This window comes from Brevundimonas faecalis (genome assembly GCF_040549405.1).
In the GTDB taxonomy this organism is placed as follows: Bacteria; Pseudomonadota; Alphaproteobacteria; order Caulobacterales; family Caulobacteraceae; genus Brevundimonas; species Brevundimonas faecalis.
Genome location: NZ_JBEPTF010000004.1, coordinates 16,881 through 40,178 on the forward strand (window position 1 = coordinate 16,881; position 23,298 = coordinate 40,178).

Below are 23,298 nucleotides of genomic sequence, written 5' to 3' on the forward strand. Positions count from 1 at the left end.
CTATATTGGCGGCATGACCCGCGCTGAACTTCTTCAGAAGCTGCGAGACCTCAAGCCCTGGCTCGCCGAGCAGGGCCTGGTCAATGTCCGCCTGTTCGGCAGCTATGCGCGAGACGAAGCCGACGCCGACAGCGATGTGGACCTGCTGGTCGATCTGGCCCGGCCCATGGGCCTGCGCTTCTACAGCCTGGCCGAAGATCTCTCCGATATCCTGGGACGCCGGGTCGAACTTCTGGCCAGCGACGGCCTCCGTAACCCCCACGTGCGCGCCGAAGCCCTGAGAGACAGCCTTGCGATCTGAGCGAGGCGATCCGGGCCTGTCGGCCGAGATCAGGGAATCGATCCGCCTCATCAGCCTCTACGTCGAGGACCTGACCCTGGATGCCTTTGATCGCGACATGCTCCGCCGCGATGCGACGGCCTTTCGCCTGCTCATGATCGGCGAAGCGGCGATCCATCTGTCGGATGGGTTCAAGGCCCGGCTGCCGCATCTGGACTGGCGAGGCATGATCAGCCTGCGCCACCGACTGGCGCATGACTACGGCTCAGCCAGCAGTCTGATCCTCTGGACGATCGCCACCGAGGACATCGTGGGGCTTCGGGCCGCCTTGGAGATGGAAACCTGATGCTCCTGCCCTTCTTCACCGCCCTGCGCGACGCCCGTGTCCCGGTCTCGCTGAAGGAATGGCTCCATCTGATGGAAGCCATGGACAAGGACGTGGCCGGGCGCGACGTCGAGGCCTTCTACCACCTGTCGCGCGCCGTCCTGGTCAAGGACGAGAAGCACTACGACCGCTTCGACCAGGTGTTCGGCAAGGTGTTCAAGGGCCTGGAGACGGTCGGCGCAGGCGAGGACCTGACCACCGACGTCCCGGAAGACTGGCTGCGCCTGCTGGCCGAGAAATACCTGACCGACGAGGAGAAGGCCCAGATCGAGGCCCTCGGCGGGTTCGACAAGCTGATGGAGACGCTGAAGCAGCGGCTGGAGGAGCAACAGGAGCGCCACCAGGGCGGAAACCGCTGGATCGGCACGGGCGGGACCAGCCCCTTCGGCCACGGCGGCTACAACCCCGAGGGCGTCCGCATCGGCGGCCCCGGCCGCCACGGCCGCGCGGTCAAGGTCTGGGAGAAGCGCGAATACCGCAATCTGGACGACACGGTCGAACTGGGCACCCGCAACATCAAGGTCGCCCTGCGCCGCCTGCGCCGCTTCGCCCGCGAGGGCGCGGCCGAGGAGCTGGACATCGACGGCACCATCGACGGCACCGCGCGCCAGGGCTGGCTGGACATCCGGATGCGGCCGGAACGGCGCAACACTATCAAGGTCCTGCTCTTCCTCGACATCGGCGGCTCAATGGACGGCCACGTCAAGCTCTGCGAGGAGCTGTTCTCCGCCGCCCGGACAGAGTTCAAGAACCTGGAATTCTTCTACTTCCACAACTGCCTGTACGAGGGCGTGTGGAAGGACAACCGCCGCCGCCACACGGAAAGGACCCCGACCTGGGACGTCCTGAACAAGTACCCCGGCGACTGGCGCGCCATCTTCGTCGGCGACGCCACCATGTCCCCCTATGAGATCACCATGCCCGGCGGCTCGGTCGAGCACTGGAACGAGGAGGCCGGCGCCGTCTGGCTGAAGCGCGCCCGCCAGCAGTGGGAGAAGTCGGTCTGGCTCAACCCCGTGCCGGAACGTCACTGGTCCTACACCCCCTCGGTCGGCCTGATCGGAGAGGCGATGGAGCAGCGCATGTTCCCCCTCACCCTGGAAGGTCTCGACCGCGCCATGCGCGCCCTGGTGCGATAGCCCTCTAGCCGCCCGCCGCGTCGATCAGCGGCAATCGGATTTCGGCGCGCAGCCCGCCTTTCGGACGATTGGACAGGCTCGCCGTGCCCCCGCTGCGCTCCACGATGGAGCGGGCGATGGCCAGGCCCAGTCCCGCGCCGCCCGTCGCGCGGCTGCGCGAGGTCTCGGCCCTATGGAAGGGCGAGAAGACCGCCTCGAGTTGCTCCGGCGCCAGGCCCGGCCCGTCGTCCTCGACGACGACCGCCGCCTGCCCGTCATGGGCCGTCACCCCGACCCGCATCCAACCCCCGCCGTATGTCGCGGCGTTGTCGATCAGATTGCCCAGGGCGCGTTCCATCTGGTCCCGGTCGGCCCGCACCAGGACCTCGCCCCCGGCCCGCAGTTCCACGCTTCGACCCGCCTCCCTGTGGAAGGCGACGCAATCCGCCGCCACGTCCGACAGGTCCAGGGGCTCCTCCGTCCACGCCGCCTCCTCGCCCCGCACATAGGTCAGGAGCTGGGCGATCAACCGCTCCATGCGGGCGATGTCGGCGACGGCCGGATCGCGCGCTCCGGGCGGCAGCCCCTCGACCCTCAGCCTCAAGCCCGTCAGCGGGGTGCGCAGGTCATGGGCGATGGCCGCCATGACCGCCGTCCTCTCCCTCAGCGCCGCCGCCAGCCGGTCCCGCATGGCGTCCAGCGCCCGCGCCGCCGCCCGGGCCTCGCGCGGCCCGCCGACCCGGCCCTCGGCCCGCCCGTCGCCGTCTGCCGCATGGGCCAGACGCAGGAAGGGCGCGGACAACCGCCCCGCGCCCCACGCAGCCAGGGGCGCCAGCACAAGCGCCGCGATCAGGAAGGCCGCCGTCGTGCGCAGACGCTCGGGCGTCGCCCAGGCCCGGAGCGGCGTCGCCGTGCGCCACCCGCCGCCCTCCGTCCGCACCGAAGCCTCGAACGGCGCAAAGGCCGCGCCCGGCGCCGTCGCCATGCCGGCCAGCAAGGGCATGAGCCGCTCGACCGCCTCCCTGGGCGGCTCGGCTTCGTCCAGGCGGTTCCCGCCGCGCCGCTCCGGCGTCAGCAGCCGCACCCGCACCGCGTCGAACGGACGGTCCAGCGTCTGCGCCAGGCCCGCCTGAATTACCAGGCCCTGGCCTTCCCGAGCGGCCGGAAAGGGCGCCGTCCTCGCCTCCCGCACACGCCAGTCGCTCCCCTGGCCCTTCAGGGCAGCGACCGCCTCCGCGACCGTGACCGCCCTGGGCGGCGACGCCGGAAAGGCCTGTGCGATCAGGAAGCTGACCATCAGGGTCAACAGGACCGCCGCGACCGCGAACCCCGCCGCCAGGGGCCGAATGGAGATCGCCCTGCTCACGAACGCGCCGCCGGGCGAAAGCGATACCCGACCCCACGCACCGTCTCGATCAGGGGCGCCTGCCCCTGCCGCGCCAGCTTCCGCCTCAACCGACTGACGCCCAGGTCCACGGCCCGGTCGTAGTTCTCCGTCAGGGGACCGTGCACCCCCTCCAGGATCTGATCCCGGTTCAGAATACGCCCGCCCGCCTGAGCTAGGGTCGCCAGCAGGGCGAACTCGCCGAAGCTCAGCTCCACCGCCCGCCCGTCGGGGTCCGTCAGGCGCCGCGCCTCGACCTCCAGGATCCAGCCGTCGAACCGCATGGGGCGTCCGCCCGCCTCCCGCGTCGGTTCCGGCCGTCGCAGGACGGCCCGGACCCGGGCCAACAGTTCCCGCGGCTCGAACGGCTTGGGCAGGTAGTCGGCGGCGCCGACCTCCAGTCCGACGATCCGGTCCGTCGTCTCCCCCATGGCGCTCAGCATCAGGACCGGCGCCCGCCCTTCCAGGCGACGACATATGGCCAGGCCGTCCTCTCCCGGCATCATGACGTCCAGAATCACCAGGTCCGCCGCCCGCGCCGACAGGGCCGCGTCCATGGCGCGTCCCCCATCGGCCGCCCGCACGGCGTAGCCGGCCTCGGACAGATAGTCGCTCAACGCGGCCCTCAGGCCGGCGTCGTCGTCCACGACCAGAATCTCCGCCTTCGGCTTCATGCTTCCCCCATGCCCCCCGCATGTATCTGTCCTGTGTCAGGCGGACGGCGGCAAGGCCCCGAGGCGACATCGACCGGATACAAACCCTCTACAGCCTCGGGTCTCCCCATCCTCGGAGCCGCCCATGATCGCCCTGACCCTTCTGCTCGCCGCCGCCGATCCTTCCGCCCCCTGCGTCCGCGCCCTGGCCGCCGCCCCCGGCATGGCCTGCGTCGAGGCCGGACGCGGCGTGGTCCTGGCGGAAGACGAGTCGGAGGCCCGGCGCCTGGCCGCCCACGCCGTGGGCGCTGAGGCTCGCTTCGCCCAGGGTTTCAGCGGCGCCCCCGCCCCCTATGCGGTGATCATGGCCCCGTCGGCCTCGGCGCGGAACGGACTGAGGGCGGCGGGCTTCCAGCACGTCCTGTCCTGGCCCGCCCCGCGCAGCTTCAACGAGGCCGCGCGGAGCAGCCTCGAGGCCGGCGCCCGCCGCTTCGCCGCTTCCCAGGGCATGACCGAGACCCAGACCCGTCAGGTGGTGGAACGCGCCCTGTCGCAACTGCCGACGCCTGAAGCCCAGGCGGCCCTCGACGCGGGCATGGTCCCCCACGAACTGGGCCATCTCTGGTTCACCGCCGCCTTCTGGCCCGACGCCGCCGCGAGCGAGACCGAGGCTCCCCGCCACTACGGCGGTCCCGGTCCCGACTGGCTCGACGAGGCCGCAGCCGTGGTCATGGAGGACGAGGCCACGGCCGATCAGCGCCGCGACCAGTTCCGCGCCCTGATGCGCGGCGAGACCCTTCCCGCCCTGGGGCCGACGGACGGGCGACCCGTCTTGCTTGATCTGGCCGGCTTCCTGCGGCGCGACCACCCGGGCCTAGCCCGCGCCGTCTCCGTCGCGCCCGACCTGGCCCGTTCGGGCGGCGTCGGCGTCAGCTTCACGCCCGCAGGCGCCGGCCCGGCCCCGGCGACGCTGGAACGGCTCTTCTATGTCCAGGCCCGCGTATTCAGCGACTATCTGATCCGGACATCCGCTCCCGCCGTACTGGCCGAGATCGCCCAGGCCACGGCGGGCGGACAGGATTTCGAGACCTGGCTGGCCCGACGCGGCCCGGACCTGGGCCTGCCGTCGAGCCTCGCGGCCCTCCAGACGGACTGGGACCGCTTCGCCAGGAACTTCTAGTTGCGGCGGTCGCCCTTGAAGGCGTCCTTCAACCCGCCCACGGCGTTCTGAACCTTGCCGGCGGCCTGTTCGGCGCGGCCCTCGGCCTTCAGCTTCTCGTCGCCGGTCAGCTTGCCGGCGGCTTCCTTGATCCTGCCGCCGATGGTCTTGGCGGCGCCTTCGATACGGTCGTGGTCAGGCATGGGGAGCTCCTGTTCCGCGCCGCCGGGATGACGGCGTCTGGTCTGGAAACAACCGTTTCGCCCGCTCCGGGGTTCCCCGAATCTTCGTCGCGGGATCAGGTTCCGCGCGCGCGCAGCCAGCGGGCGACGGCCCAGGCGTGGGCCTCGTGGCGCAGTTCCGTCAGGGCCTGGACCGGGTCCAGCCAGACCAGTTCGTGATCGGCCTCGCACTGTGTCGCGGCGTCGAAGCCCGTCAGGCGCACGGTCCAGAAGCCCCCGGCGTTGTTGACCGGCGCCCCGTCCGTCTTGCGGAAATACTGGGCGGCCTCGGTCAGGCGATCGACCGGCTCGACGATCAGGCCCGTCTCCTCCGCGAACTCGCGGACCACCGCCTGCTGCTCGCTTTCGTCCCCGTCCACCGCCCCGCCGGGCAGGTCGTAATAGCTGCCTTCCCCGCGATCGACGCGCACGCAGGCCAGCTTGCCGTCCCTCTCCGCCAGACCGAAGGCGGCGGGCCGATGCAGATAGTCCAGGCCCGGTCGGGCCGTTCCGAATTGCAGCTTCATCACGTCACGCTACGCGCGGTCGCGCCGGGGCGTAAAGACCTAAAGGTCGAAGACCAGGCGGGCGCGGACGCCCGCGTGATCCTTGTCGAACTCCACCGCCGACCTCAGGCCGCCGGCCATGGCCGTGACGATCTTGCCGCCCAGCCCCGTCCCCTTGGGCTTGCCGTCGCCCAGGCCCGGCCCGTCGTCCTCGACAACCAGGATCGCCTGCTCCGCAGACAGGGCCTCCAGGGTGATGCGGATCTCGCCCTCCTCGCCGGGCGCATAGGCGTACTTGACCGCATTGGTGACCAGTTCGGTGACGATGACGCCCAGGGACACGGCCTGGTCCGTCGTCACCCGCATCGGCTGGGCCCTCAGGGTCAGGCGGGGCCGTCCCAGACCCGCGTCCGCGCCTTCGACGCCCGGCGTCGGCCCCAGGGACTGCCCCAGTTCCCCGATCAGACCTGCCAGATAGTCGTGCATCTCCACGCTGGCCATGTCGGAGGAGGTGTAGAGGCGGCGGTGCACATGGGCCACGGCCTCGATCCGGACCTGGGCCTCGCGCAGGGCCGAACGGGCTCCGTCGTCGGCCAGTTGGCGCAGTTGCAGGGAGATGAAGCTGGACACCAGTTGCAGGGAGTTGCCGACCCTGTGGTTGACCTCCCTCAACATGGCCTCGGCGCGGTCGCGGGCCAGACGGACTTCTTCCTGGGCGGCCAGGTTCTCCCGCTCCAGGCGACGCCGCAGCAGGGCGTCCTCGACCGCCGAGCGCAGCAGGGCGGTGAAGTCGGCCGAGACGTCCTTGATCACATAGTCGGCCGCCCCGGCCCGCAACGCCGCCACGGCGATGCGCCCGTCCTCGGCCCCGGTGACATAGACCACCGGCGGCGGCTCCGGCAGGGCCAGGATGTCGGGCAGGACGTCCAGCCCCTCCCGTCCCGGCATGTAGTGGTCCAAGGCGCAGACGTCATAGACGCCGGTCCTCAGCGCCTCATAGCCCGCGTCGGCGTTCGGCGCGCACTCGACCTGATAGCCGTGGCGCTCCAGCTCCTTCTGGACCAGGCGCGAAAGCCCCCGGTCGTCGTCGATGTAGAGCAGGCGAATGGCGCCCCCCGCGTCGGTCACGGCGTTCAGATCTCCGGCGCCTGCATCACCGACAGGAACAGGCCCAGCTGGCGGATGGCGACAGCAAAGGCCTCATAGTCCACCGGCTTGGTGATGTAGACGTTGCAGCCCAGGTCGTAGCAGCGCTGGATCTCCACCTTGTCGTCGGTGGTGGTCAGGACCACGACCGGCGCGCGGCGCAGGCGCTCGTCCTGCTTCACCTTCTCCAGGATGTCGGTGCCCGACATGTCCGGCAGGTTGAGGTCCAGCAGGATCAGCAGGGGTCCGGCGCTGCGGACCTCCTCGCGGAACAGGTACTCCAGCGCCGGGTCGCCGTGGTCGAAGTGAACGATGTCGTTGCCGATGTTGGCCCGACGGATGTTCTTCTCGATCAGCTTGGCGTGGCCGTGATCGTCTTCGATCATCACGATCCGGACGGAATGGCTCACAGGCGCTCTCCTTCTTCACCCACGATCAGGCGTTTGGGGAATTTGAGATGGAATGTCGAGCCCTGGCCCAACTCCGACACAAGATCAATGGTCCCGCCCAGGCGCCGGGCGCTGTTGCGGACGAAGGCCAGGCCCAGGCCCTCGCCCGGCTGGTCCTGCTTCCCGGCCCGGCGGAACAGTTCGAAGATGCGCTCGTGGTCGCGGGCTGAAACGCCCCGGCCGTTGTCGATGACGCGGTATTCGACCTCGTCGCCCGTCTCGTTCCCCTCGATCCGGATGCGCAGCGGGCGGCCGGGCTCGTGATACTTGACCGCATTGTCGATCAGGTTGCCGAAGATCTGCTCCACGGACAGGCGGTCGCTCTCGAAGCCGGGCAGTTCGTCCACCACGATCTCCCCGCCCACGGCCGCCACGGAGTGCTGGACGCTGTCGGCCATGGCGCGGACCATGGTCGTCATCGGCAGGTCCTCCGGCACCAGGTCGCGCCGCCCCTCGCGCGACAGGCGCAGGATGGCGTTGATCAGCCGGTCCATCTTGGCCGTGGAGGCGCGGATGAAGCCGACGGCCTCCGGCACGTCCTCGCGCACGGCCTGGATCGCCTCCGGGTCCACCGCCTCGGGATTGCTCGCCTCGAACCGGGCCAGCTGATTGTTCAGGATCTTGCCCACCTGCTCCAGCTCGGAGGTGTAGCCCATGACGTTGACCAGGGGCGAACGCAGGTCGTGGCTGACGATATAGGCGAAGCGCTGGATTTCCTCATTGGCCCGGGTCAGGGCCGCCGTGCGGTCCCGAACCAGGTTCTCCAGCCCGGCGTTGACGCGGTCCAGTTCCAACTGGGCGGCGCGGATCTCCTCGACATAGCGGCGCACCAGCCAGACGCTGATCCCCGCCAGGACCAGGATCAGGATCCCGGCCAGGGCGTTGACCCCCGCGGTGATCTCCGCCGCCCGTTCCGACTGGGCGGTCCGCTCGGCCAGGCGGGCGGCCTGGACGGCGTCGATCCGGGCCAGTTCGACCCGCATCTGGTCCATCAGGGCCTTGCCCTGACCGCCCCGGATCAGGCCGACGGCCTCGCCGATCCGACCGGCGCGCGTCAGATCGATCGTGGACCGCATCAGTTCCAGGCGCTGGCCGTACAGGGACTGGACCTTCTCCAGGCTGGGCTTCAGCTCGGGGTCGTTCCCCATGGCCGCTTCCAGTTCGTTCAGCCTTTCCGGCAGCTGGACCAGGGCGCGGTCGTGGATGTTCAGGTATTCGGGCCGCGCCGTCAGCATATAGCCCCGCTGGCCCGTCTCCGCGTCGATCAGCAGGGTCAGCACGTCCTTGCCGCTCAGGCGGACGCGTTCGATCTGGGCGGCGGTGCGGTTGTACTCTTCCGTCCGCTTGATCATGACGAAGGCGGCGATGTTCACCGCCAGCAGCAGCATGATGGCCAGCGCCAGAAGGGCGATGATCGAGCGGCTCAGCGTCGGCGTGCGCATGAAGGCGGCGAAGTTCCGCATGGCCGGCAGGGTTCCTGTCATCCGCAGAACATCCGCGACGGCCCAGCCTGTGTCCAGCGGGAATGCGGGCGTCCGTCAGACGGCGCCTATGGTCCGCAGCTTCACCTTGGGGTGGATCTCGTTCTGGCTCATCACCACCGTCTGGCCGCGGAAGCGCTCGATGATGGACCGGACGTAGGGACGGACCTGCGGTCCGGTCAGCAGGACGGGGTTCTCGCCCGTCATGGCCGCGCGCTCGAAGACGTCGCGGACGGCGCGGATGAAGTCCTGAAGCCGGCTGGGCGCCATGGCCAGTTGCTTGTCCTCTCCGGGCCCGATCAGGCTCTCGGCGAAGGCCTGCTCCCACTCCGGCGACAGGGTCACGATGGGCAGGGCGCCGTCGTCGGCCCGATTGGCCCAGCACAGCTGCCGCGCCAGGCGTGTGCGGACATGTTCGACCAGGGTGGTGACGCTGGTGGTGTGGGGCGCCGCCTCGGCCAGGCCTTCCAGGATGGCGGGCAGGTCGCGGATCGAGACCTTCTCCCGCAGCAGGGCCTGCAGCACGCGTTGCAGGGTGGTGACGGTGACGACGGTCGGGATCATCTCCTCGACCAGCTTCTTCTCCTCGCCCTGGAGCTCCTTCAGCAGCTTCTGCACCTCGGCGTAGGAGAGCAGGTCCGCCATGTTCTCCTTGAGTATCTCGGTCAGGTGGGTCGTCAGCACCGTCGACGGATCGACCAGGGTGTAGCCGCGGAAGGTCGCCTCTTCCCGCAGGGCGTCGTCGACCCAGGTGGCCGGCAGGCCGAAGGCCGGCTCGCGCGTGTGCTCGCCGGGCAGTTCGACCTGGCGGCCCGCCGGGTCCATGGCCATCAGCTGGCCCAGGCGCACCTCGCCCGCCCCGGCCTCCATCTCCTTGATGCGGATGGCGTAGCCCTGGTTGGGCAGGCGCATGTTGTCCAGGATGCGCACGCTGGGCATGACGAAGCCGTACTCCTGCGCCAGCGAACGGCGCAGGGCGCGGATCTGGTCGGTCAGGCGGCGACCCTCCAGGTCGTTGATCAGCGACAGCAGGGCGTAGCCCAGCTCGATCTTGACCTCATCGATGGTCAGGGCCGTGGAGATGGGCTCCTCCACGTCCTCCTTGGGCTTCATCTCCAACGGCTCGGCCGGCGCCGGCTTCAGCCGCTCGCGGCCCAGCTTCCAGGCCATGAAGCCCGAACCGATGGCCAGGGCGGCGAAGGGGATCAGCGGCATGCCGGGGATCAGGCCGATCAGGCCCGCCGCCCCGGACACCACGCCCAGGGAGACGGGGTTGGTCGCCAACTGGTTGACGAAGGCCTTGTCCGCCGAACCCTCGACCCCCGCCTTGGTCACCAGGAAGCCGGCGGCGACCGAGACGATGATGGCCGGCACCTGGGTCACCAGGCCGTCGCCGACCGTCAGCTGGATATAGGTGTTGGCCGCGTCCCCCACCGCCATGCCGTGCTGCAGCACCCCAATCAGCAGGCCGCCGATCACGTTGATGAAGGTGATGATCAGGCCGGCCACGGCGTCGCCGCGCACGAATTTGGAGGCGCCGTCCATGGCCCCGAAGAAGGTGGATTCCTGCTCCAGCTCCTTGCGCCGCTGCTTGGCCTGGTCCTCGTTGATCAGTCCCGACGACAGGTCGGCGTCGATGGCCATCTGCTTGCCCGGCATGGAATCCAGGGTGAAGCGGGCCGAGACCTCGGCGATGCGCGTGGCGCCCTTGGTGATGACCACGAAGTTCACCACCAGGACGATGGCGAAGATGATCACCCCGATGATGAAATTGCCCCCCATCATCAGCTCGCCGAAGGCGTTGATGACCTGACCGGCCGCCGCGTGGCCTTCCTGGCCGTGCGTCAGGATCAGTCGGGTGGAGGCCAGGTTCAGGCCCAGGCGGTACAGGGTCGAGACCAGAAGGACGGTCGGGAAGATGGCGAAGTCCAGCGGCTTCTTCATCATCACGGCCGTCATCAGGATCAGCACGCTGGAGACGATGGAGATCGCCAGCAGCAGGTCCAGAAGCATCTTCGGGATCGGCAGGATCAGCAGCATGATCACCGCGATCACGCCCACCGCCATGCCGACGTCGCCGCGCATCAGCCAGCCGAGCGCGTCGCGCCCGGTGGGGCGCGCCAGGCCGTCCTTCATCAGGATCGGCGCGTCAGCCATGGCGAACGACGAAGGTCATGTCGCCTGATGACAGGATTCGCCTTGTCTCAGCCATGCCCCAGCGCCTTGAGCGCCAGACGCGTCGCATCGGCGATCACCGCCTCGCGCTGGGCGTCGGTCGATGCGCTCGTGGCGTGGAAGTAGACGGCGATGACCACGGGCGCCCCGCTCGGCGGCAGGATCAGGCCGATGTCGTTCACCGGGCCGTAGCCGCCGCTGCCCGTCTTGTGCGCCACGGTCCAGCCGGCGGGAACCCCCGCCTTGATCCGTCCCGCCCCTGTCGGCGTGTCGGTCATCCATCGCATCAGCAGGGCCTTGGACGGCGGCGTCAGCGGCGTGTCCGGCGCGACCAGCAGGCGGCTGATGTTCCGGACCGACTGGACGGGGGTGATGGTGTCCTTGTCGCCGTCCTGGCGGTTCATCTCCGGCTCCAGCCGGTCCACGCGGGTGCTGTCGTCGCCGATGCCGCGATAGAAGGCCCGCAGGGCGTCCAGCCCGCCCATCTCCCGGATCAGGATGTTGGCGGCGGGATTGTCGCTGACCTCCACCGTCGCCTTCATCAACTGCTCGACCGTCAGGCTCCCGCCCACGGCCTTTTCCGTGACGGGGGCGTGGTTGATCATGTCGGCGCGCACGACCGGCACGGCGCGGTCCAGCCGCTCCTGCCCCGCCTGGACGCGCAGCAGGGTGGCCGCCGCCAGATACATCTTGAAGGTCGAACAGTAGACGAAGCGCTCGTCGCCGCGCCAGGCGGCGTCCACGCCCGCCGAGGCGACCGCCACGCCCAGACGCCCGCCGTGCCGCTCCTCCAGCTCGGACAGGTCCAGATCCAGGGCCTGGCTCGGCGTCTCCACCTCCGCCTCGACCGCCGCCACCTCGCGCGAGCAGGCGGCGACGAGGCCCAGGCTCCCAGCCCCCAGCAACAGGGTGCGGCGATCCGGACGCACGGCCGTCACCCCGCCGCGCCGTAGGCCGCCGCCACGCCCGACTGGGGCGCCGGGATCGATGTGCCCTGGTCGGCGTATTCGTTCAGCTTGTTGCGCAGGGTGCGGATGGAGATGCCCAGGATGGTCGCCGCATGAGTCCGATTGCCCAGGCAGTGGCTCAGGGTATCCAGGATCAGGGTCTTCTCCATCTCGGCCACGGTCTGGCCGACGAAGCTGCGCGTCATGGCGTCGGCGACCTGGGCCGCATGTCCGGCCACGCCCACGTCATAGGTCGAGGCGACCGGCGCCGGCGCGGGCGATCCCGCCGTCTCCAGCAGGGGACGGCCGTCCGGCAGGCGGATGGCCTCCACGTCGATCTCCGCCCCCGTCGCCAGCAGGACGGCCCGGTGCATGGCGTTCTCCAGCTCGCGGACGTTGCCGGGCCAGCGGTGGCCGATCAGGGCGCGCCGCGCCTCGGCCGAGATGATGCGCGGCGGCACGCCGTTGGCCGCCGCATACTTCTTCACGAAGTGGTCGGCCAGGACGCTGATGTCGCCCGGACGCTCGCGCAGGCTGGGCAGGCGCAGGTTGACCACGTTCAGGCGGTACAGCAGGTCCTCGCGGAACGTCCCCTCGGCCACGGCCTTGGCCAGGTCACGGTTCGAGGTGGCGATGATGCGGATGTTGACCGGCACCGGCTTGGAGCCGCCCACCCGGTCGATCACCCGCTCCTGGATGGCGCGCAGCAGCTTGGCCTGCAGCCGGGCGTCCATCTCGCTGATTTCGTCGAGCAGCAGGGTGCCGCCGTCGGCCTCCTCGAACTTGCCGATGCGGCGGGCCACGGCGCCGGTGAAGGCGCCCTTCTCGTGGCCGAACAGTTCGGATTCCAGCAGGTTGTCGGGAATGGCGGCGCAGTTGACGCTGATGAAGGGCTTATCCGCCCGCTTGGAGCCGACGTGCAGGTGACGGGCCATCACCTCCTTGCCGACGCCGCTTTCGCCGGTGATCAGGATGGAGGCGTCCGAACGCGCCACCTGGTCGGCCAGGCTCACCACCGCCTTCATCGACGGATCGGCCGAGATCATCGGGCGCTCGTCGTCGGCCACGGCCGACAGGACGGCGGCGATCAGGTCCGCCTCGGGCGGCAGGGGGATGAATTCCTTGGCCCCCGCGCGGATGGCGTCGGCGGCTTCACGCGCGTCGGCGTCCACGCCGCAGGCCACGACCGGCACATGGATGCGCTCGGCGTCGTTGGCCGCGATCAGGGCGGCGATGTCGATACGGTAGTCGACCATCAGCAGGTCGGCCCCCTGCCCGCGCCGAAGCTGCTCGGTCGCCTGGTCGCCGCGCTCGACGTGCTGGACCTTGGCGCCGTGCGCCATGGCCATCTTCACCGCAGTCGCCAGCTGTCCGCTGAGCCTGCCCACCACCAGAAGCCGCATCGGTCTTCTCCTTCAGTACGCTGATCCGAAAACAGGCGGCCCGTCAGGCGCCCGAGTCCTCGGTCTTGATGATTTCCGTCATGGTCACGCCCAGGCGGTCCTCGACGACGACGACCTCCCCGCGCGCCACCAGGCGGTTGTTGACGAAGATGTCGATCGCCTCGCCGACCTTGCGGTCCAGCTCCAGGACGCTGCCCCGGTTCAACTTCAGCAGCTGGGACACCGACATGTGGGCCTTGCCCAGGACGGCCGAGATATTGACCGGCACGTCGAAGACCGTGGCCAGGTCCGAGGCGGACTTGTCGCCGCCGTCGTCGGCCAGGGTCAGGGCCGTGGAGTCGCCGAATTCCTCCAGCGGAAGGTCGTCGGTGGCCATCAGAAGGCGCTCCTGTCGAGGGTTTCAGCATGGCCCGCTTCGGCCGCCAGGGCGGCCTGGAGAGCGGCGGAGACGCGGGCGGCGACGCCGTCCGGATCGAACTCGGCCCGGCCGTCGGCCCATTCCAGGACGAAGGCGGCGGCGGCCGCCCCGGCGTCCTCGCGGAAGGCCACGGTCCCGCTGAAGCCGGCGTCGGCGCACAGGGCCTCGATATGGGCGCGGCTGGCCTCGTCCAGGTCGGGCGCGCGCACCAACAGACGGGGCGAGGCGTCGATCTCCTGGCCCAGTTGCTCGATGGCGGCCTCCAGCGGACGGCGCGGGAAGCGGTCGAAGGCGGCGGAGGCCAGGACCCGGGCGGCGGCGACCGCCAGCTCGGCCGACTGGCGGCGATGGGTCTCGGCCACCCCGTTCAGGACCGAGGCCGCATGGGCCGCCGTCTGGGCCAGGGTGGACAGGGCCTCGGCGCGCAGGGTCTCGACCTCGGCAAGGGCCTGCTGTCGCGCCTCCAGCCGCGCCTGGGCGACCAGGGCCTCGACCTCGGCCGGGGCGTAGGAGCGCTTCACCGGGCGCCAGGCCGACGGGCTGACGACCTCGCCCGAGGCGTCGAACTCGGTGTCGAAGACGAAGGGACGGGCGTTTGCGGGTGCGGAGGTCATGTCAGTAGATCAACTCGTCATCGCCGCCCTGGCCGGCCAGCATGATCTCGCCGCGCGCCGCCAGGTCCTTGGCCACCTGGACCATGGTCATCTGGGCCGCGTCGACGTCCTTCAGGCGCACGGGGCCCATGGAGTCCATGTCCTCGCGCATGATCTTCGAAGCCCGCTCGGACATGTTGGAGAAGAACATCTCGCGCAGGGCGTCCGAGGCGCCCTTCAGCGCCAGGCCCAGCTGGTCCTTCTCCACCGCCCGCAGCAGGGTCTGCACCCCGCCCGGATCCAGCTTCGACAGGTCCTCGAAGACGAACATCAGGGCGCGGATGCGCTCGGCCGCGTCGCGGTTGCGTTCCTCCAGGGCGCCGATGAAGCGGGCCTCGGTCTGGCGGTCGAAGCTGTTGAAGATGTCGGCCATCAGCTCATGGCTGTCGCGCTTCGACGTGCGCGCCAGGTTGGACATGAACTCGGTGCGCAGGGTCTGCTCGATCTTGTCCAGGATGTCGCGCTGGACCGGCTCCATGCGCAGCATGCGCTGGACGCACTCCAGGGCGAAGTCCTCCGGCAGGGCCGTCAGCACGCGCGAGGCGTGGTCAGGCTTGATCTTGGACAGGACCACCGCGACCGTCTGCGGGTATTCGTTCTTCAGATAGTTGGCGAGCACGGCCTCGTTCACATTGCCGAGCTTGTCCCACATGGTGCGGCCCGCCGGTCCGCGGATCTCCTCCATCAGGGCCTCGACGCGGTCGCCGGGCATGAAGGAGGCCAGCAGGCGTTGCGTCTGCTCGTAGGAGCCCATCAGCGAGCCCGAGCCGCCGATGCCGGACACGAACTCGACCAGCACCTCCTCGACCACAGTGGCCGTGACGCTGCCCAGGCCGGCCATGGCCTGCGAGACCTCCTTGACCTCCTCGTCGTCCAGCTGCTGCCAGAGGACGGTGTGCTCCTCCCCCAGCGACAGCAGGACGACGGCGGCCTTCTCCGGCCCCGTCAGCTTGCGGGCGTCGTCGATCGCTCCCTTTTTGGCGACGAGCCGGGTCATGCGCCCTCATGCACCCAGGAACGGAGGATGGCGGTCGATTCCTCCGGATGGGCGTCCACGAAGTCGGCGACCTTCTTGATCGAGGAGGCCTTCACCTGGCCCTCGATGCGGGCGATGTCGATCCGCTGGTCCATCTCGCTGGGACCGGCCAGCATCTGCGGCTGGCCCGGCAGGGTTCCGCCGACGATCTGGGCGTCAACCGGCGTGATCGGCACGCCGTCCGGCCCGATGCGGACCTTGCCGCCCGGCCCCGCCTCGCCCGTCGCCGTCTTCAGCAGCGGCCGCACCACGAAGAAGATCAGCAGCAGGCCCGTGACCAGCAGGACCAGCAGCTCGACGCCGCGCATGATGTCGTTCTTGTCGAAGGCGAACATGGAGGAGCCCTGCTCCTCGCCCGGCGCGACCGAGGGCTCGCGGTTGAAGCGGACGTTGACCACCTCGATCTTGTCGCCGCGCGTCTCGTCGATGCCGACGGCCGCCGCGACCAGGGTCTTGATCTGCTGGACTTCCTCGGCCGTGCGCGGGGCGTAGGTCGGCTCGCCCTTGCCGTTCGCGGGCGGCGTGTACTTGCCGTCCACCGCGACCGAGACCGACAGCTTCTTGACCTCGCCGGGCTCCTTCACCGTCGTCGTCGTGGTGTTGGAGATCTCGTAGTTGGTCGTCTCGGTGTTTTCCGAGTTGGTCGAGCCGATCGGCGTCGTGTTCGGAGCCTGGCCGCCGGGAATGTTGTTGGTGGCGGTGACGCCGCCGTCAGCCTGGCCGGTCGTGTCCTGCGACTGCGAGCCGTTGGTCGAGGTCGAGCGGACGACCTGGCCGTCCGGGTCGAACTTCTGCTCCTGGGTGGTCGAACGGCTGTGGTCGATGTCGGCCGTCACCTGGACGCGGGCGGCGCCGGCGCCGACCACGCCCTCGACGATGTCCTTGATGCGGGTCTGCAGCTGGGCCTCGGTCGTGGCCTTGGCCGCCTCGGCCGTGGCCGAGGTGAAGCCCGAGTCCTCGGAGCCGGCCGCCAGGGTGCGGTTGGCCTGGTCCGTCACCGTGACCTTGTCCGGCTTCAGGTTCGGCACGGACGAGGCGACGACGTTGCGGATCGCCCGCACCTGCTCGGCCGACAGGTCGCGCCCCGACAGGCCCACGACGACGGCCGCGGTCGGATCGATGGCGGCGGCCTGGAACATCTCGCGGCGCGGCATGGTGATGTGGACGCGGGCCGAGGAAATGCCGCGCATCGACATGATGGTGCGCGACAGCTCGCCCTGCAGGGCGCGCTGTTCGTTCAGGTTCTGCTGGAACTCGGTCTGGCCCAGGACCGACTGGTTGTCGAAGATCTCGTAGCCGACGCTGCCCGAGGTCACGAGCCCCTTGCCCGCCAGCATCAGACGGGCCGTGCCCACCTCGTCGCGGCTGACGAAGATGGTCGAGCCGTCGCCCTTGGACGAATACTTGATGCCCGCCTGGTCCAGGGCGGCGCCGATTTCCGACGCCTCGCGCAGGTCCAGGTTCGAGTACAGCAGGGCGTCCGGGGCCTGCCCCACCCGCAGCATGACCGCGACCAGCACGGCGGCCACGCCCGCGGCCACGCCGAGAACCGCGGCCAGACGGCCGATTCCGAACTTCTGCAACGCCGCCGTGAAGCCGCCCACGCGTCCCGCCCATGCACACACGCGGGAACGAACGACGCCCGCTAGGCAGAAACTGCCGCCTGGATGGTAAACGCCGCGTTAAGAGGCGTTAAAGATTGAAGGAATCCCCGTTTCTACAGGCCAGGCTTCCCTCTCCCGATGGGAGAGGGCTTGAGCCCCCAAGAGCGAAGCGATTGGCCGGGCGAAAGGGTAAGGGTTCGCGGGGGAAGTCGGCCGAAGGCCGTGACTGATCGTCGACGCAACGGCTTGCGCCGACGGACAGGACAACCCCCTCACCCTTTCCCATCGGGAAAGGGTAAAAAAAGGGGCTGCGAGAACGCCCCGCAGCCCCTTCCTTCGTTCGCTTCTCAGGCGCTTAAGCCGCCTTCAGCAGTTCCACCTTCTTCTCCGCGGCCGCCTCGATGCGGGCCTCGGCGATGGCGTCGGCGATCAGGTGCGTCGGCGTCTTCTCGACGGCCGAACGGTCCAGGATCTCGTCGAAGGTCTCGATCAGGCGCGACAGCTTGGTCTCGACCCAGGCCGGGTCGAAGGCGCCGCCCGACTGACGGGCGTTCATCTCGGCCGCCACATTGATGATGCCGCCGCCGTTGACGACATAGTCCGGCGCATAGAGGACGCCGCGACGGAACAGTTCGTCGCCGATGTCGGCCGTGGCCAGCTGGTTGTTGGCGGCGCCGCAGACGGCCTTGACCTTCAGGCGGTCCAGGGTCTGCAGGTTCAGCGTCGCGCCCAGGGCGCAGGGGGCGTAGATGTCGGCGGCGACGTCATAGATGGCGTCGGGGGCGACGATCTCGGCGCCGGTCCTGGCCGCCACCGCTTCCAGGTTGGCTTGGTTGACGTCGGTGATGACCAGCTTGGCGCCGGCCTTGTGCAGCTTCTCGGCCAAATAGGCGCCGACGTGGCCCACGCCCTGCAGGGCGACAGTCAGGCCGGTCATGTCGTCCTGGTTGAACAGGCGGCGCGCCACCACCAGGGTCGAGCGGAAGACGCCCTCGGCCGTGACCGGGCTCGGGTCGCCCGAGGCTTCCGGCCCGTCCTTCAGGCCCAGGACGTATTGCGTGACCTTGCGGGCCTCCGCGATGTCCTCGACCGAGGTGCCGACGTCCTCGGCCGCGTAATAATTGCCGCCCAGGCCGTTCAGGAAGCGGCCGAAGGCCTGGAACAGCTCGGGGCTCTTCTGGGTGCGGCTGTCGCCGATGATGACCGACTTGCCGCCGCCCATCTCCAGATCCGCCACGGCGTTCTTGTAGCTCATGCCCTTCGACAGGCGCAGGACGTCTTCCAGCGCCTCGGCCGAGGAGGCGTAGTTCCACATGCGGGTGCCGCCGACGGCGGGGCCGCGCGCGGTCGAGTGGACGGCGACAATGGCCTTGAGGCCGGTTTTCACGTCATGGAAGGCGTGGACGCCCTCATGGTTCGCGAAAGAAGGGGAATCAAACAGCGTCTTGCCCATGACAGGCCTTTCCTGGGTACTTTTTATGCGCGTGGAGATACGCCCGGGTTGACCAAACGGCAAGCGTGTCTGTTCCACGTCAGGAAAGGCGGGGCTCCGCTTCAGCCGGCATGCCCTGAAATCAGCGAGCCTTGGGATCGGCGCGCAGGGCGGGCAGGACCGGCGGCGCGCCCGACGGCAGGGGCGCCGCCGCATCGCGCAGCCAGGCCTCGACGTCGCGATAGACGGTCTCGCCCTGCAGGTCCCGGTTCAGGATGTGCCAGCCGTCGGCGTAGTAGGCCGTCCGCAGGCCGGGCCGCTCGCCCGCCTGCTCCAGGGCGTGGCGCATGGGGCCGCGCGTGATGATCTGGTCGTGGGCGCCGTACAGCAGCAGGGTCGGCTTCTCGACCCGGCCCAGACGCTCGGTCGCCGTCTCCATCAGGTCGACCAGGCCGTACATGGCGTCGAACCGGGTCGACAGGATGGACTGGGGATCGCGCCCGTTGCGGATCAGCTCCAGCGTATTGTCCGAGGCCCGGATGCGACGCACGGCGAAGGCCGGCGGCTCCACCGTCTTGGCGCCCATCAGGCGCGCGGCCGTCCACAGGGCGGCGCGGTTCAGCGGGCTCTGGCTCGACCAGCCCCAGACCCCCGGCGCCAGCAGGATGACGCGATCCGCGTCCGGCGGCGTCTCCGATCCGAAGGCCGAGATGGTCGAGGAGCCGCCCATGCTCTCTCCCGCCACGGCGATCACCGCATGGGGCCGACGCGCCCGCACCATGGCCACGATGTCCCTCAGGTCCTGGCTGGTCAGGGTCTCGGGCGCGAACTCCCCGCGACCGGGCGCCAGGCCGAAGCCCCTCTGGTCATAGGCCCAGGTCTCGATCCCCCGCTCGGCCCACCACGGCCCGGCCAGGCGGAAGGAGGCGTAGTGATCGTTGAACCCGTGCAGGGCGACGACGACAGCCCAGGGCTCGCGCGCCTCGGCCGGGCTCCAGCGCAGATAGGGCAGCCTCGCCCCGTCCCGGACCACGAAGACGCCCCGCCCCAGGCTCCCCTCCTCCACGTGCGGGCCGACGAAACCGGCGGGCGGCGTCTGGGGCGCCTGCAGGTGCGGCGTCGCGCAGGCGGACAGGGTCAGGGAAAGGAGGGCGGCCAGGGCCGCCGCCGTCGCACGCTGGATCATGGGGCCAGTATCTCCGCCGTCCTGCGGCGAAGGTAGGGCAGAATCTCCGTCTCGAACCACGGGTTTTTCTTCAGCCAGGCCGTGTTCCGCCACGACGGGTGCGGCAGGGGCAGTATGGCGGGGGCGTAGTCGCGCCAGGCCCGCACCGTCTCGGTCATGTTCGCCTTGGTCGCCGCCCCCAGGGCCCAGGCCTGGGCGTAGCCGCCGACCAGCAGGGTCAGTTCGACCTTCTGCAGTTCGGCCAGCAGGCGGGGCCGCCACAGCTCGGCGCAGCGGGGCGGCGGAGGATAGTCGCCGCCCTTCGGGTCCGTGCCGGGAAAACAGAAGGCCTGGGCCGCCACCCCGATGCGCGGATCGCCGTAGAAGACCGCCTCGTCCACCCCCAGCCAGTCGCGCAGGCGGTCGCCGGACGGATCGGTGAAGGGCCGGCCGCTTTCATGCACCCTGCGTCCCGGCGCCTGGCCGCAGATCAGCAGGCGGGTTTCGGGCGCGACCATGACCACCGGGCGCGGCGTGTGGGGCAACTGGCCCAGGCACGCCCGGCAGGCGCGGATCTCGGCCAGGAGGTCGTCCAGGCCGCTGTCCGGCTCAGTCGAAATCGTCATCCGAGGTTTCGACCGGCGGCAGGGCCGCCAGGGCTGCGGCCGTCTCGGCCTCGGTCGGCAGGCGCAGGCGGATCACGCCGCGGAAGTTGTTGGGATCGACCGCCTTGCCCTTCTTGGTGATGGTCAGCCTGCCCTGACGCATCAGGCCCAGCGCCGTCGCCTTGACCTTGGGCAGCATGCGCTGCCACTGCTCGGGCTGCAGTTCCTTGGCCACCTCGGCCGGTTCAATGCTCTTGCCGCCGACGTTCTTGGGGTCGGCCTTGGCCAGTTTTTCAAAAATGGCCGCTTCGATTGGATCGTTCATCGGGTCTATATGCTGCAGCGCAAGATCGGAAAGAAGGCGTAATCGGCATGGTCGCGAAAATCACCATAACAGAAGGCGAGTTCGCCGGCTGGCAGACCTACGACCTGCACGACACCTTCGACGTGGTGGTCGGCCCCTTCTACGGCAAGCTGGACCCCGACGGCCATATGCGCTGCGCCTTCCGCGCCGAGCAGAAGCACATGAACGCCGGCGGCCGGATGCATGGCGGCTGCCTGATGACCTTCGCCGACATCGCCATGTTCCAGATCGCCTATCAGGAGATGGAGGGCGCCTCCGGCGTCACGGTCCAGCTGGACTCCACCTTCATCGACGGCGCCTATGTCGGCGAGTTGATCGAGGCCACCGGCCAGGTGACCAAGGCGGGCAAGAGCCTGATCTTCGTGCGCGGCCAGATCACCACCGGCGAGCGCCTGCTGATGACCTTCTCCGGCGTGATCCGGAAGTTCACGCCCCGGGGCTAGGCGCCGCTATTTCGAGGGCGCCGCGTAAACCACCCGGCACTCGCCGTCGACCGTGGTGTAGCGGCCGTTGGCGGCGTCCACGAAGGCGATGCGGCCGCCGTCGTTGTATTCGACCTTGCCGGTCGAGCGGCCCTTGAAGGTCTCGACGCCATAGGTCCAGCAGGTGATGTCTGCGGGGCGGTCGCTCCAGGTGGCGTCGTTGCGCGCGCGGCGGCTGTCCGTACAGGCGGCGGCGGACAGGATGAGGCCGAGGGCGAGCGTGGTCGTCAGGAGTCTGTTCATGCCGCTCAGCTTGGCATGGCGGGCCGCTTCCGAAAAGCCGCCCTCCCCCAAAGCCTCAGGCGTCAGGCGCCCGCCTTCGCCGCGGGACGGGCCCGGCAGGCCTCCAGCCAGCGGGCCAGGTTCGTCAGCTCCTCCGGCGGCCGGTATTTGATCAACCGCGCGAAATCCAGGCCCACGGCCGCGACGATGTCGGCGATGGTGAAGCGGTCGGCGGCGATGAACTCATGCTGGGCCAGGCGCTGGTCCAGGGTGCGCATGAACTTCTCGGCCCCGACGCGGCTGTATTCCGCCACCTGCGGCTGGGGCGCTTCCAGGGCCGCCAGGGCCGGGTGGCTGAAGCGCACGTTCAGCATCATGGGATTGGCCAGGTACATCTCGCACCGCCGCGTCCACATCTCGATCAGGGCCTGCTCCTTCGGATCATGGCCGAACAGGTTCGGCTCCGGGTGCAGGGCTTCCAGATAGCGGCAGATGGCGATGGATTCGGAGATGCAGGTCCCGTCGTCCAGCTCCAGGGCCGGGACGTGGGGCACGCCGAACTTGGCCCGATAGGCGGGGGTGCGGTGCTCCCCGGCCAGAAGGTCGATCTCGACGAACTCGACCTCCGTCACGCCCTTCTCGGCCATGACCCAGCGGACGCGACGCGGATTGGGCGCGCGATGAGACGTATAGAGCTTCATCCGGTCGATCCCTCTTGGAGAACTATCTGGCGAAGACCGAGGCCGGCAGGGCCCCGACGATGCAGGCGGTCATCAGCGTGGCCAGGAAGCCGGCCAGCAGCGCCTTCCACACCATGCCCAGGACTTCCTCGCGGCGCTCGGGCATCAGGACCGACAGGCCGGTCACCGTGATGCCGACCGACCCCACATTGGCGAAGCCGCACAGGGCGTAGGTCATCAGCATCCGGGTCCGCTCGGTCATTTCCCCGGCCGGGACCTTGCCCAGCTCGATGAAGGCGACGAACTCGGTCAGGGTCAGCTTGACCCCCAGCAGCCAGCCGGCCTTCTGGGCGTCGGCCCACTCCACCCCGGTCAGCCAGGCGACGGGCGAGAAGAGGACGCCCAGGATGCGCTCCACCGTCAGCGGCTCCCCCGCCACGACAAAGCCGCCCAGGACGACGTTGGCCAGGGCCACCAGGGCCACGAAGACGATCAGCACGGCCGAGATGTTCAGCACCACCATCAGGCCGTCGGACGTGCCCTTGACGATGGCGTCCACGGCGCTGTCGTACTTGAGGGCCGAGTTGTAGTCGGCGACCGCCCCGCCCTCGCCCGGCTTTTCCGGGATCATGATGCGGGCCAGCAGGATGCCCGCCGGGGCCGAGACGATGGAGGCCACCAGGACGTGGCCGGCCGCATTGGGCAGGACCGGCGCCAGGATGGTCGCATAGGCCACCATGGTCGATCCCGCGACCGTGGCCAGGCCCACCACCATCATCAGGAAGACCTCCGACCGGGTCAGCTTGTCCAGATAGGCGCGGATGACGATGGGGCTCTCGATCATGCCCAGGAAGACGTTGGCCGCCACCGCCAGGGCAGAGGCGCCGCCCAGGCCCATGGTCCGCTGGAACAGGAAGCCGAAGCCCAGGGTGATCCACTTCAGGATCTTCCAGTGCCACAGCAGGGCCGACAGGGCCGAGATCACCAGGATCAGCGGCAGGACCTTGAAGGCGAAGGTGAACAGCGCCGCGTCGTTCTGGACCGGATAGGGCTGATCCCCGCCCGCCAGATAGCCGAAGACGAACCGCGTCCCCTCCTCGGTCGCCAGCTCCAGCCCCTTCACCGCATTGTTCACCCCGTCCAGCACCGCCTGGGAGCCGGGAATGGCGAAGGTGGCCAGCACCAGCCCCGCCTGCACCAGCACGGCCCCGACGGCCAGCCTCCAGGGGAAGGCCCGCCGGTTTTCCGACAGCCCCCAGCAGACGGCGATGATGACGATCAGGCCGAACAGGCTCTGCAGGTTCAGAAGGCTGAACATGGAAAAAGGCGG

26 protein-coding genes are annotated in these 23,298 nt (G+C 69.5%); 5 read left to right on the forward strand and 21 right to left on the reverse strand.

Annotated elements, in window-relative coordinates; translation table 11 throughout:
• The first annotated feature begins 13 nt into the window (after nucleotides 1-13).
• From ABIE19_RS13400 to ABIE19_RS13410, 3 genes are read left to right on the forward strand one after another with little or no spacing between them, the layout of a single operon-like run.
• On the forward strand, nucleotides 14-301 hold the full coding sequence (locus ABIE19_RS13400; RefSeq protein ID WP_354089713.1) for a nucleotidyltransferase family protein: 288 nt from the start codon (nucleotides 14-16) through the stop codon (nucleotides 299-301).
• A complete protein-coding gene (locus ABIE19_RS13405; protein ID WP_354089714.1) occupies nucleotides 291-626 on the forward strand; it encodes a HepT-like ribonuclease domain-containing protein in 336 nt (111 codons plus the stop codon). The genes ABIE19_RS13400 and ABIE19_RS13405 overlap by 11 nt, the downstream gene beginning before the upstream one ends.
• Nucleotides 626-1,804: a vWA domain-containing protein gene (locus ABIE19_RS13410; protein WP_354089715.1), complete on the forward strand. Its 1,179-nt coding sequence runs from the start codon at nucleotides 626-628 to the stop codon at nucleotides 1,802-1,804. The genes ABIE19_RS13405 and ABIE19_RS13410 overlap by 1 nt, the downstream gene beginning before the upstream one ends.
• Nucleotides 1,805-1,808: 4 nt before the next feature.
• On the opposite strand, the gene ABIE19_RS13415 is transcribed toward ABIE19_RS13410, so the two are convergent.
• Together ABIE19_RS13415 and ABIE19_RS13420 are read right to left on the reverse strand one after the other, a co-directional pair.
• On the reverse strand, nucleotides 1,809-3,149 hold the full coding sequence (locus ABIE19_RS13415; protein WP_354089716.1) for a sensor histidine kinase: 1,341 nt from the start codon (nucleotides 3,147-3,149) through the stop codon (nucleotides 1,809-1,811).
• On the reverse strand, nucleotides 3,146-3,841 hold the full coding sequence (locus ABIE19_RS13420; RefSeq protein WP_354089717.1) for a response regulator: 696 nt from the start codon (nucleotides 3,839-3,841) through the stop codon (nucleotides 3,146-3,148). The genes ABIE19_RS13415 and ABIE19_RS13420 overlap by 4 nt, the downstream gene beginning before the upstream one ends.
• Before the next feature lie 124 nt (nucleotides 3,842-3,965).
• Between ABIE19_RS13420 and ABIE19_RS13425 the strand changes: the two genes are divergently transcribed.
• A complete protein-coding gene (locus ABIE19_RS13425) occupies nucleotides 3,966-5,000 on the forward strand; it encodes a hypothetical protein (protein ID WP_354089718.1) in 1,035 nt (344 codons plus the stop codon).
• On the opposite strand, the gene ABIE19_RS13430 is transcribed toward ABIE19_RS13425, so the two are convergent.
• The 16 genes from ABIE19_RS13430 to ABIE19_RS13505 all read right to left on the reverse strand — a co-directional run bounded on the left by ABIE19_RS13430 (nucleotide 4,997) and on the right by ABIE19_RS13505 (nucleotide 20,545).
• Entirely contained in the window at nucleotides 4,997-5,182 is a 186-nt protein-coding gene (locus ABIE19_RS13430) for a CsbD family protein (RefSeq protein ID WP_354089719.1), read from the reverse strand. The two genes, ABIE19_RS13425 and ABIE19_RS13430, sit on opposite strands and share 4 nt — an antisense overlap.
• Before the next feature lie 95 nt (nucleotides 5,183-5,277).
• Nucleotides 5,278-5,727 (reverse strand): NUDIX domain-containing protein, encoded by a 450-nt coding sequence (locus tag ABIE19_RS13435; RefSeq protein WP_354089720.1) that lies wholly within the window; start codon nucleotides 5,725-5,727, stop codon nucleotides 5,278-5,280.
• Between the two features lie 39 nt (nucleotides 5,728-5,766).
• Nucleotides 5,767-6,834: a sensor histidine kinase gene (locus ABIE19_RS13440; protein WP_354089721.1), complete on the reverse strand. Its 1,068-nt coding sequence runs from the start codon at nucleotides 6,832-6,834 to the stop codon at nucleotides 5,767-5,769.
• A 5-nt stretch (nucleotides 6,835-6,839) separates the two neighbouring features.
• The gene (locus ABIE19_RS13445; RefSeq protein WP_376854907.1) at nucleotides 6,840-7,238 is read right to left on the reverse strand and encodes a response regulator; all 399 of its coding nucleotides are present in this window, start codon (nucleotides 7,236-7,238) and stop codon (nucleotides 6,840-6,842) included.
• A 20-nt stretch (nucleotides 7,239-7,258) separates the two neighbouring features.
• Nucleotides 7,259-8,785: a sensor histidine kinase gene (locus tag ABIE19_RS13450; protein ID WP_354089723.1), complete on the reverse strand. Its 1,527-nt coding sequence runs from the start codon at nucleotides 8,783-8,785 to the stop codon at nucleotides 7,259-7,261.
• A gap of 54 nt (nucleotides 8,786-8,839) precedes the next feature.
• Nucleotides 8,840-10,918, reverse strand: a complete 2,079-nt coding sequence (flhA, locus tag ABIE19_RS13455) for a flagellar biosynthesis protein FlhA (protein WP_376854906.1) — start codon at nucleotides 10,916-10,918, stop codon at nucleotides 8,840-8,842.
• A gap of 68 nt (nucleotides 10,919-10,986) precedes the next feature.
• Nucleotides 10,987-11,895 (reverse strand): class A beta-lactamase, encoded by a 909-nt coding sequence (gene bla / locus ABIE19_RS13460; RefSeq protein ID WP_354089725.1) that lies wholly within the window; start codon nucleotides 11,893-11,895, stop codon nucleotides 10,987-10,989.
• Entirely contained in the window at nucleotides 11,892-13,307 is a 1,416-nt protein-coding gene (gene flbD / locus ABIE19_RS13465) for a sigma-54-dependent transcriptional regulator FlbD (protein WP_354089726.1), read from the reverse strand. The genes bla and flbD overlap by 4 nt, the downstream gene beginning before the upstream one ends.
• Before the next feature lie 43 nt (nucleotides 13,308-13,350).
• Nucleotides 13,351-13,683, reverse strand: a complete 333-nt coding sequence (gene fliN / locus ABIE19_RS13470; protein ID WP_354089727.1) for a flagellar motor switch protein FliN — start codon at nucleotides 13,681-13,683, stop codon at nucleotides 13,351-13,353.
• Nucleotides 13,683-14,339 carry a FliH/SctL family protein gene (locus ABIE19_RS13475; RefSeq protein WP_354089728.1) on the reverse strand — a complete coding sequence of 219 codons (657 nt, stop codon included), beginning with the start codon at nucleotides 14,337-14,339 and terminating at the stop codon, nucleotides 13,683-13,685. The genes fliN and ABIE19_RS13475 overlap by 1 nt, the downstream gene beginning before the upstream one ends.
• A gap of 1 nt (nucleotide 14,340) precedes the next feature.
• Nucleotides 14,341-15,375 (reverse strand): flagellar motor switch protein FliG, encoded by a 1,035-nt coding sequence (gene fliG, locus ABIE19_RS13480; protein WP_354089729.1) that lies wholly within the window; start codon nucleotides 15,373-15,375, stop codon nucleotides 14,341-14,343.
• A complete protein-coding gene (fliF, locus tag ABIE19_RS13485; protein ID WP_354089730.1) occupies nucleotides 15,372-17,018 on the reverse strand; it encodes a flagellar basal-body MS-ring/collar protein FliF in 1,647 nt (548 codons plus the stop codon). Before fliF ends, fliG begins: the two co-directional genes overlap by 4 nt.
• 355 nt (nucleotides 17,019-17,373) lie before the next feature.
• Nucleotides 17,374-18,471: a Glu/Leu/Phe/Val family dehydrogenase gene (locus ABIE19_RS13490; protein ID WP_354089731.1), complete on the reverse strand. Its 1,098-nt coding sequence runs from the start codon at nucleotides 18,469-18,471 to the stop codon at nucleotides 17,374-17,376.
• A 121-nt stretch (nucleotides 18,472-18,592) separates the two neighbouring features.
• On the reverse strand, nucleotides 18,593-19,636 hold the full coding sequence (locus ABIE19_RS13495; RefSeq protein WP_354089732.1) for an alpha/beta fold hydrolase: 1,044 nt from the start codon (nucleotides 19,634-19,636) through the stop codon (nucleotides 18,593-18,595).
• On the reverse strand, nucleotides 19,633-20,241 hold the full coding sequence (locus ABIE19_RS13500) for a uracil-DNA glycosylase family protein (RefSeq protein ID WP_354089733.1): 609 nt from the start codon (nucleotides 20,239-20,241) through the stop codon (nucleotides 19,633-19,635). Before ABIE19_RS13500 ends, ABIE19_RS13495 begins: the two co-directional genes overlap by 4 nt.
• Nucleotides 20,225-20,545 (reverse strand): DUF3253 domain-containing protein, encoded by a 321-nt coding sequence (locus ABIE19_RS13505; protein WP_354089734.1) that lies wholly within the window; start codon nucleotides 20,543-20,545, stop codon nucleotides 20,225-20,227. The genes ABIE19_RS13500 and ABIE19_RS13505 overlap by 17 nt, the downstream gene beginning before the upstream one ends.
• A gap of 47 nt (nucleotides 20,546-20,592) precedes the next feature.
• Here ABIE19_RS13505 and ABIE19_RS13510 point away from each other — a divergent pair, with 47 nt between their 5' ends.
• Nucleotides 20,593-21,027 carry a PaaI family thioesterase gene (locus tag ABIE19_RS13510; protein ID WP_296174657.1) on the forward strand — a complete coding sequence of 145 codons (435 nt, stop codon included), beginning with the start codon at nucleotides 20,593-20,595 and terminating at the stop codon, nucleotides 21,025-21,027.
• A 6-nt stretch (nucleotides 21,028-21,033) separates the two neighbouring features.
• Here the strand turns inward: ABIE19_RS13510 and ABIE19_RS13515 are convergent, their stop codons facing one another.
• From ABIE19_RS13515 to ABIE19_RS13525, 3 genes are all read right to left on the reverse strand, one after another.
• The gene (locus tag ABIE19_RS13515; RefSeq protein ID WP_354089735.1) at nucleotides 21,034-21,309 is read right to left on the reverse strand and encodes a hypothetical protein; all 276 of its coding nucleotides are present in this window, start codon (nucleotides 21,307-21,309) and stop codon (nucleotides 21,034-21,036) included.
• A 62-nt stretch (nucleotides 21,310-21,371) separates the two neighbouring features.
• Nucleotides 21,372-21,989, reverse strand: a complete 618-nt coding sequence (locus ABIE19_RS13520) for a glutathione S-transferase family protein (protein ID WP_354089736.1) — start codon at nucleotides 21,987-21,989, stop codon at nucleotides 21,372-21,374.
• A 22-nt stretch (nucleotides 21,990-22,011) separates the two neighbouring features.
• The gene (locus ABIE19_RS13525) at nucleotides 22,012-23,286 is read right to left on the reverse strand and encodes a NupC/NupG family nucleoside CNT transporter (RefSeq protein WP_354089737.1); all 1,275 of its coding nucleotides are present in this window, start codon (nucleotides 23,284-23,286) and stop codon (nucleotides 22,012-22,014) included.
• Between the last annotated feature and the right edge of the window lie 12 nt (nucleotides 23,287-23,298).

Excerpts from the sequence above, each read along its gene's own strand:
- fliG (WP_354089729.1), bottom strand. The coding sequence starts at position 15,375 with ATGACCCGGCTCGTCGCCAAAAAGGGAGCGATCGACGACGCCCGCAAG.
- ABIE19_RS13520 (WP_354089736.1), bottom strand. The coding sequence starts at position 21,989 with ATGAAGCTCTATACGTCTCATCGCGCGCCCAATCCGCGTCGCGTCCGC.
- ABIE19_RS13505 (WP_354089734.1), bottom strand. The coding sequence starts at position 20,545 with ATGAACGATCCAATCGAAGCGGCCATTTTTGAAAAACTGGCCAAGGCC.
- ABIE19_RS13430 (WP_354089719.1), bottom strand. The coding sequence starts at position 5,182 with ATGCCTGACCACGACCGTATCGAAGGCGCCGCCAAGACCATCGGCGGC.
- ABIE19_RS13450 (WP_354089723.1), bottom strand. The coding sequence starts at position 8,785 with ATGACAGGAACCCTGCCGGCCATGCGGAACTTCGCCGCCTTCATGCGC.
- ABIE19_RS13420 (WP_354089717.1), bottom strand. The coding sequence starts at position 3,841 with ATGAAGCCGAAGGCGGAGATTCTGGTCGTGGACGACGACGCCGGCCTG.
- ABIE19_RS13400 (WP_354089713.1), top strand. The coding sequence starts at position 14 with ATGACCCGCGCTGAACTTCTTCAGAAGCTGCGAGACCTCAAGCCCTGG.
- ABIE19_RS13525 (WP_354089737.1), bottom strand. The coding sequence starts at position 23,286 with ATGTTCAGCCTTCTGAACCTGCAGAGCCTGTTCGGCCTGATCGTCATC.
- ABIE19_RS13445 (WP_376854907.1), bottom strand. The coding sequence starts at position 7,238 with ATGATCGAAGACGATCACGGCCACGCCAAGCTGATCGAGAAGAACATC.
- ABIE19_RS13475 (WP_354089728.1), bottom strand. The coding sequence starts at position 14,339 with ATGACCTCCGCACCCGCAAACGCCCGTCCCTTCGTCTTCGACACCGAG.
- fliN (WP_354089727.1), bottom strand. The coding sequence starts at position 13,683 with ATGGCCACCGACGACCTTCCGCTGGAGGAATTCGGCGACTCCACGGCC.
- flhA (WP_376854906.1), bottom strand. The coding sequence starts at position 10,918 with ATGAAGGACGGCCTGGCGCGCCCCACCGGGCGCGACGCGCTCGGCTGG.
- ABIE19_RS13515 (WP_354089735.1), bottom strand. The coding sequence starts at position 21,309 with ATGAACAGACTCCTGACGACCACGCTCGCCCTCGGCCTCATCCTGTCC.
- ABIE19_RS13435 (WP_354089720.1), bottom strand. The coding sequence starts at position 5,727 with ATGAAGCTGCAATTCGGAACGGCCCGACCGGGCCTGGACTATCTGCAT.
- ABIE19_RS13510 (WP_296174657.1), top strand. The coding sequence starts at position 20,593 with ATGGTCGCGAAAATCACCATAACAGAAGGCGAGTTCGCCGGCTGGCAG.
- ABIE19_RS13490 (WP_354089731.1), bottom strand. The coding sequence starts at position 18,471 with ATGGGCAAGACGCTGTTTGATTCCCCTTCTTTCGCGAACCATGAGGGC.
- flbD (WP_354089726.1), bottom strand. The coding sequence starts at position 13,307 with ATGCGGCTTCTGGTGGTGGGCAGGCTCAGCGGACAGCTGGCGACTGCG.
- ABIE19_RS13495 (WP_354089732.1), bottom strand. The coding sequence starts at position 19,636 with ATGATCCAGCGTGCGACGGCGGCGGCCCTGGCCGCCCTCCTTTCCCTG.
- ABIE19_RS13425 (WP_354089718.1), top strand. The coding sequence starts at position 3,966 with ATGATCGCCCTGACCCTTCTGCTCGCCGCCGCCGATCCTTCCGCCCCC.
- ABIE19_RS13410 (WP_354089715.1), top strand. The coding sequence starts at position 626 with ATGCTCCTGCCCTTCTTCACCGCCCTGCGCGACGCCCGTGTCCCGGTC.
- ABIE19_RS13500 (WP_354089733.1), bottom strand. The coding sequence starts at position 20,241 with ATGACGATTTCGACTGAGCCGGACAGCGGCCTGGACGACCTCCTGGCC.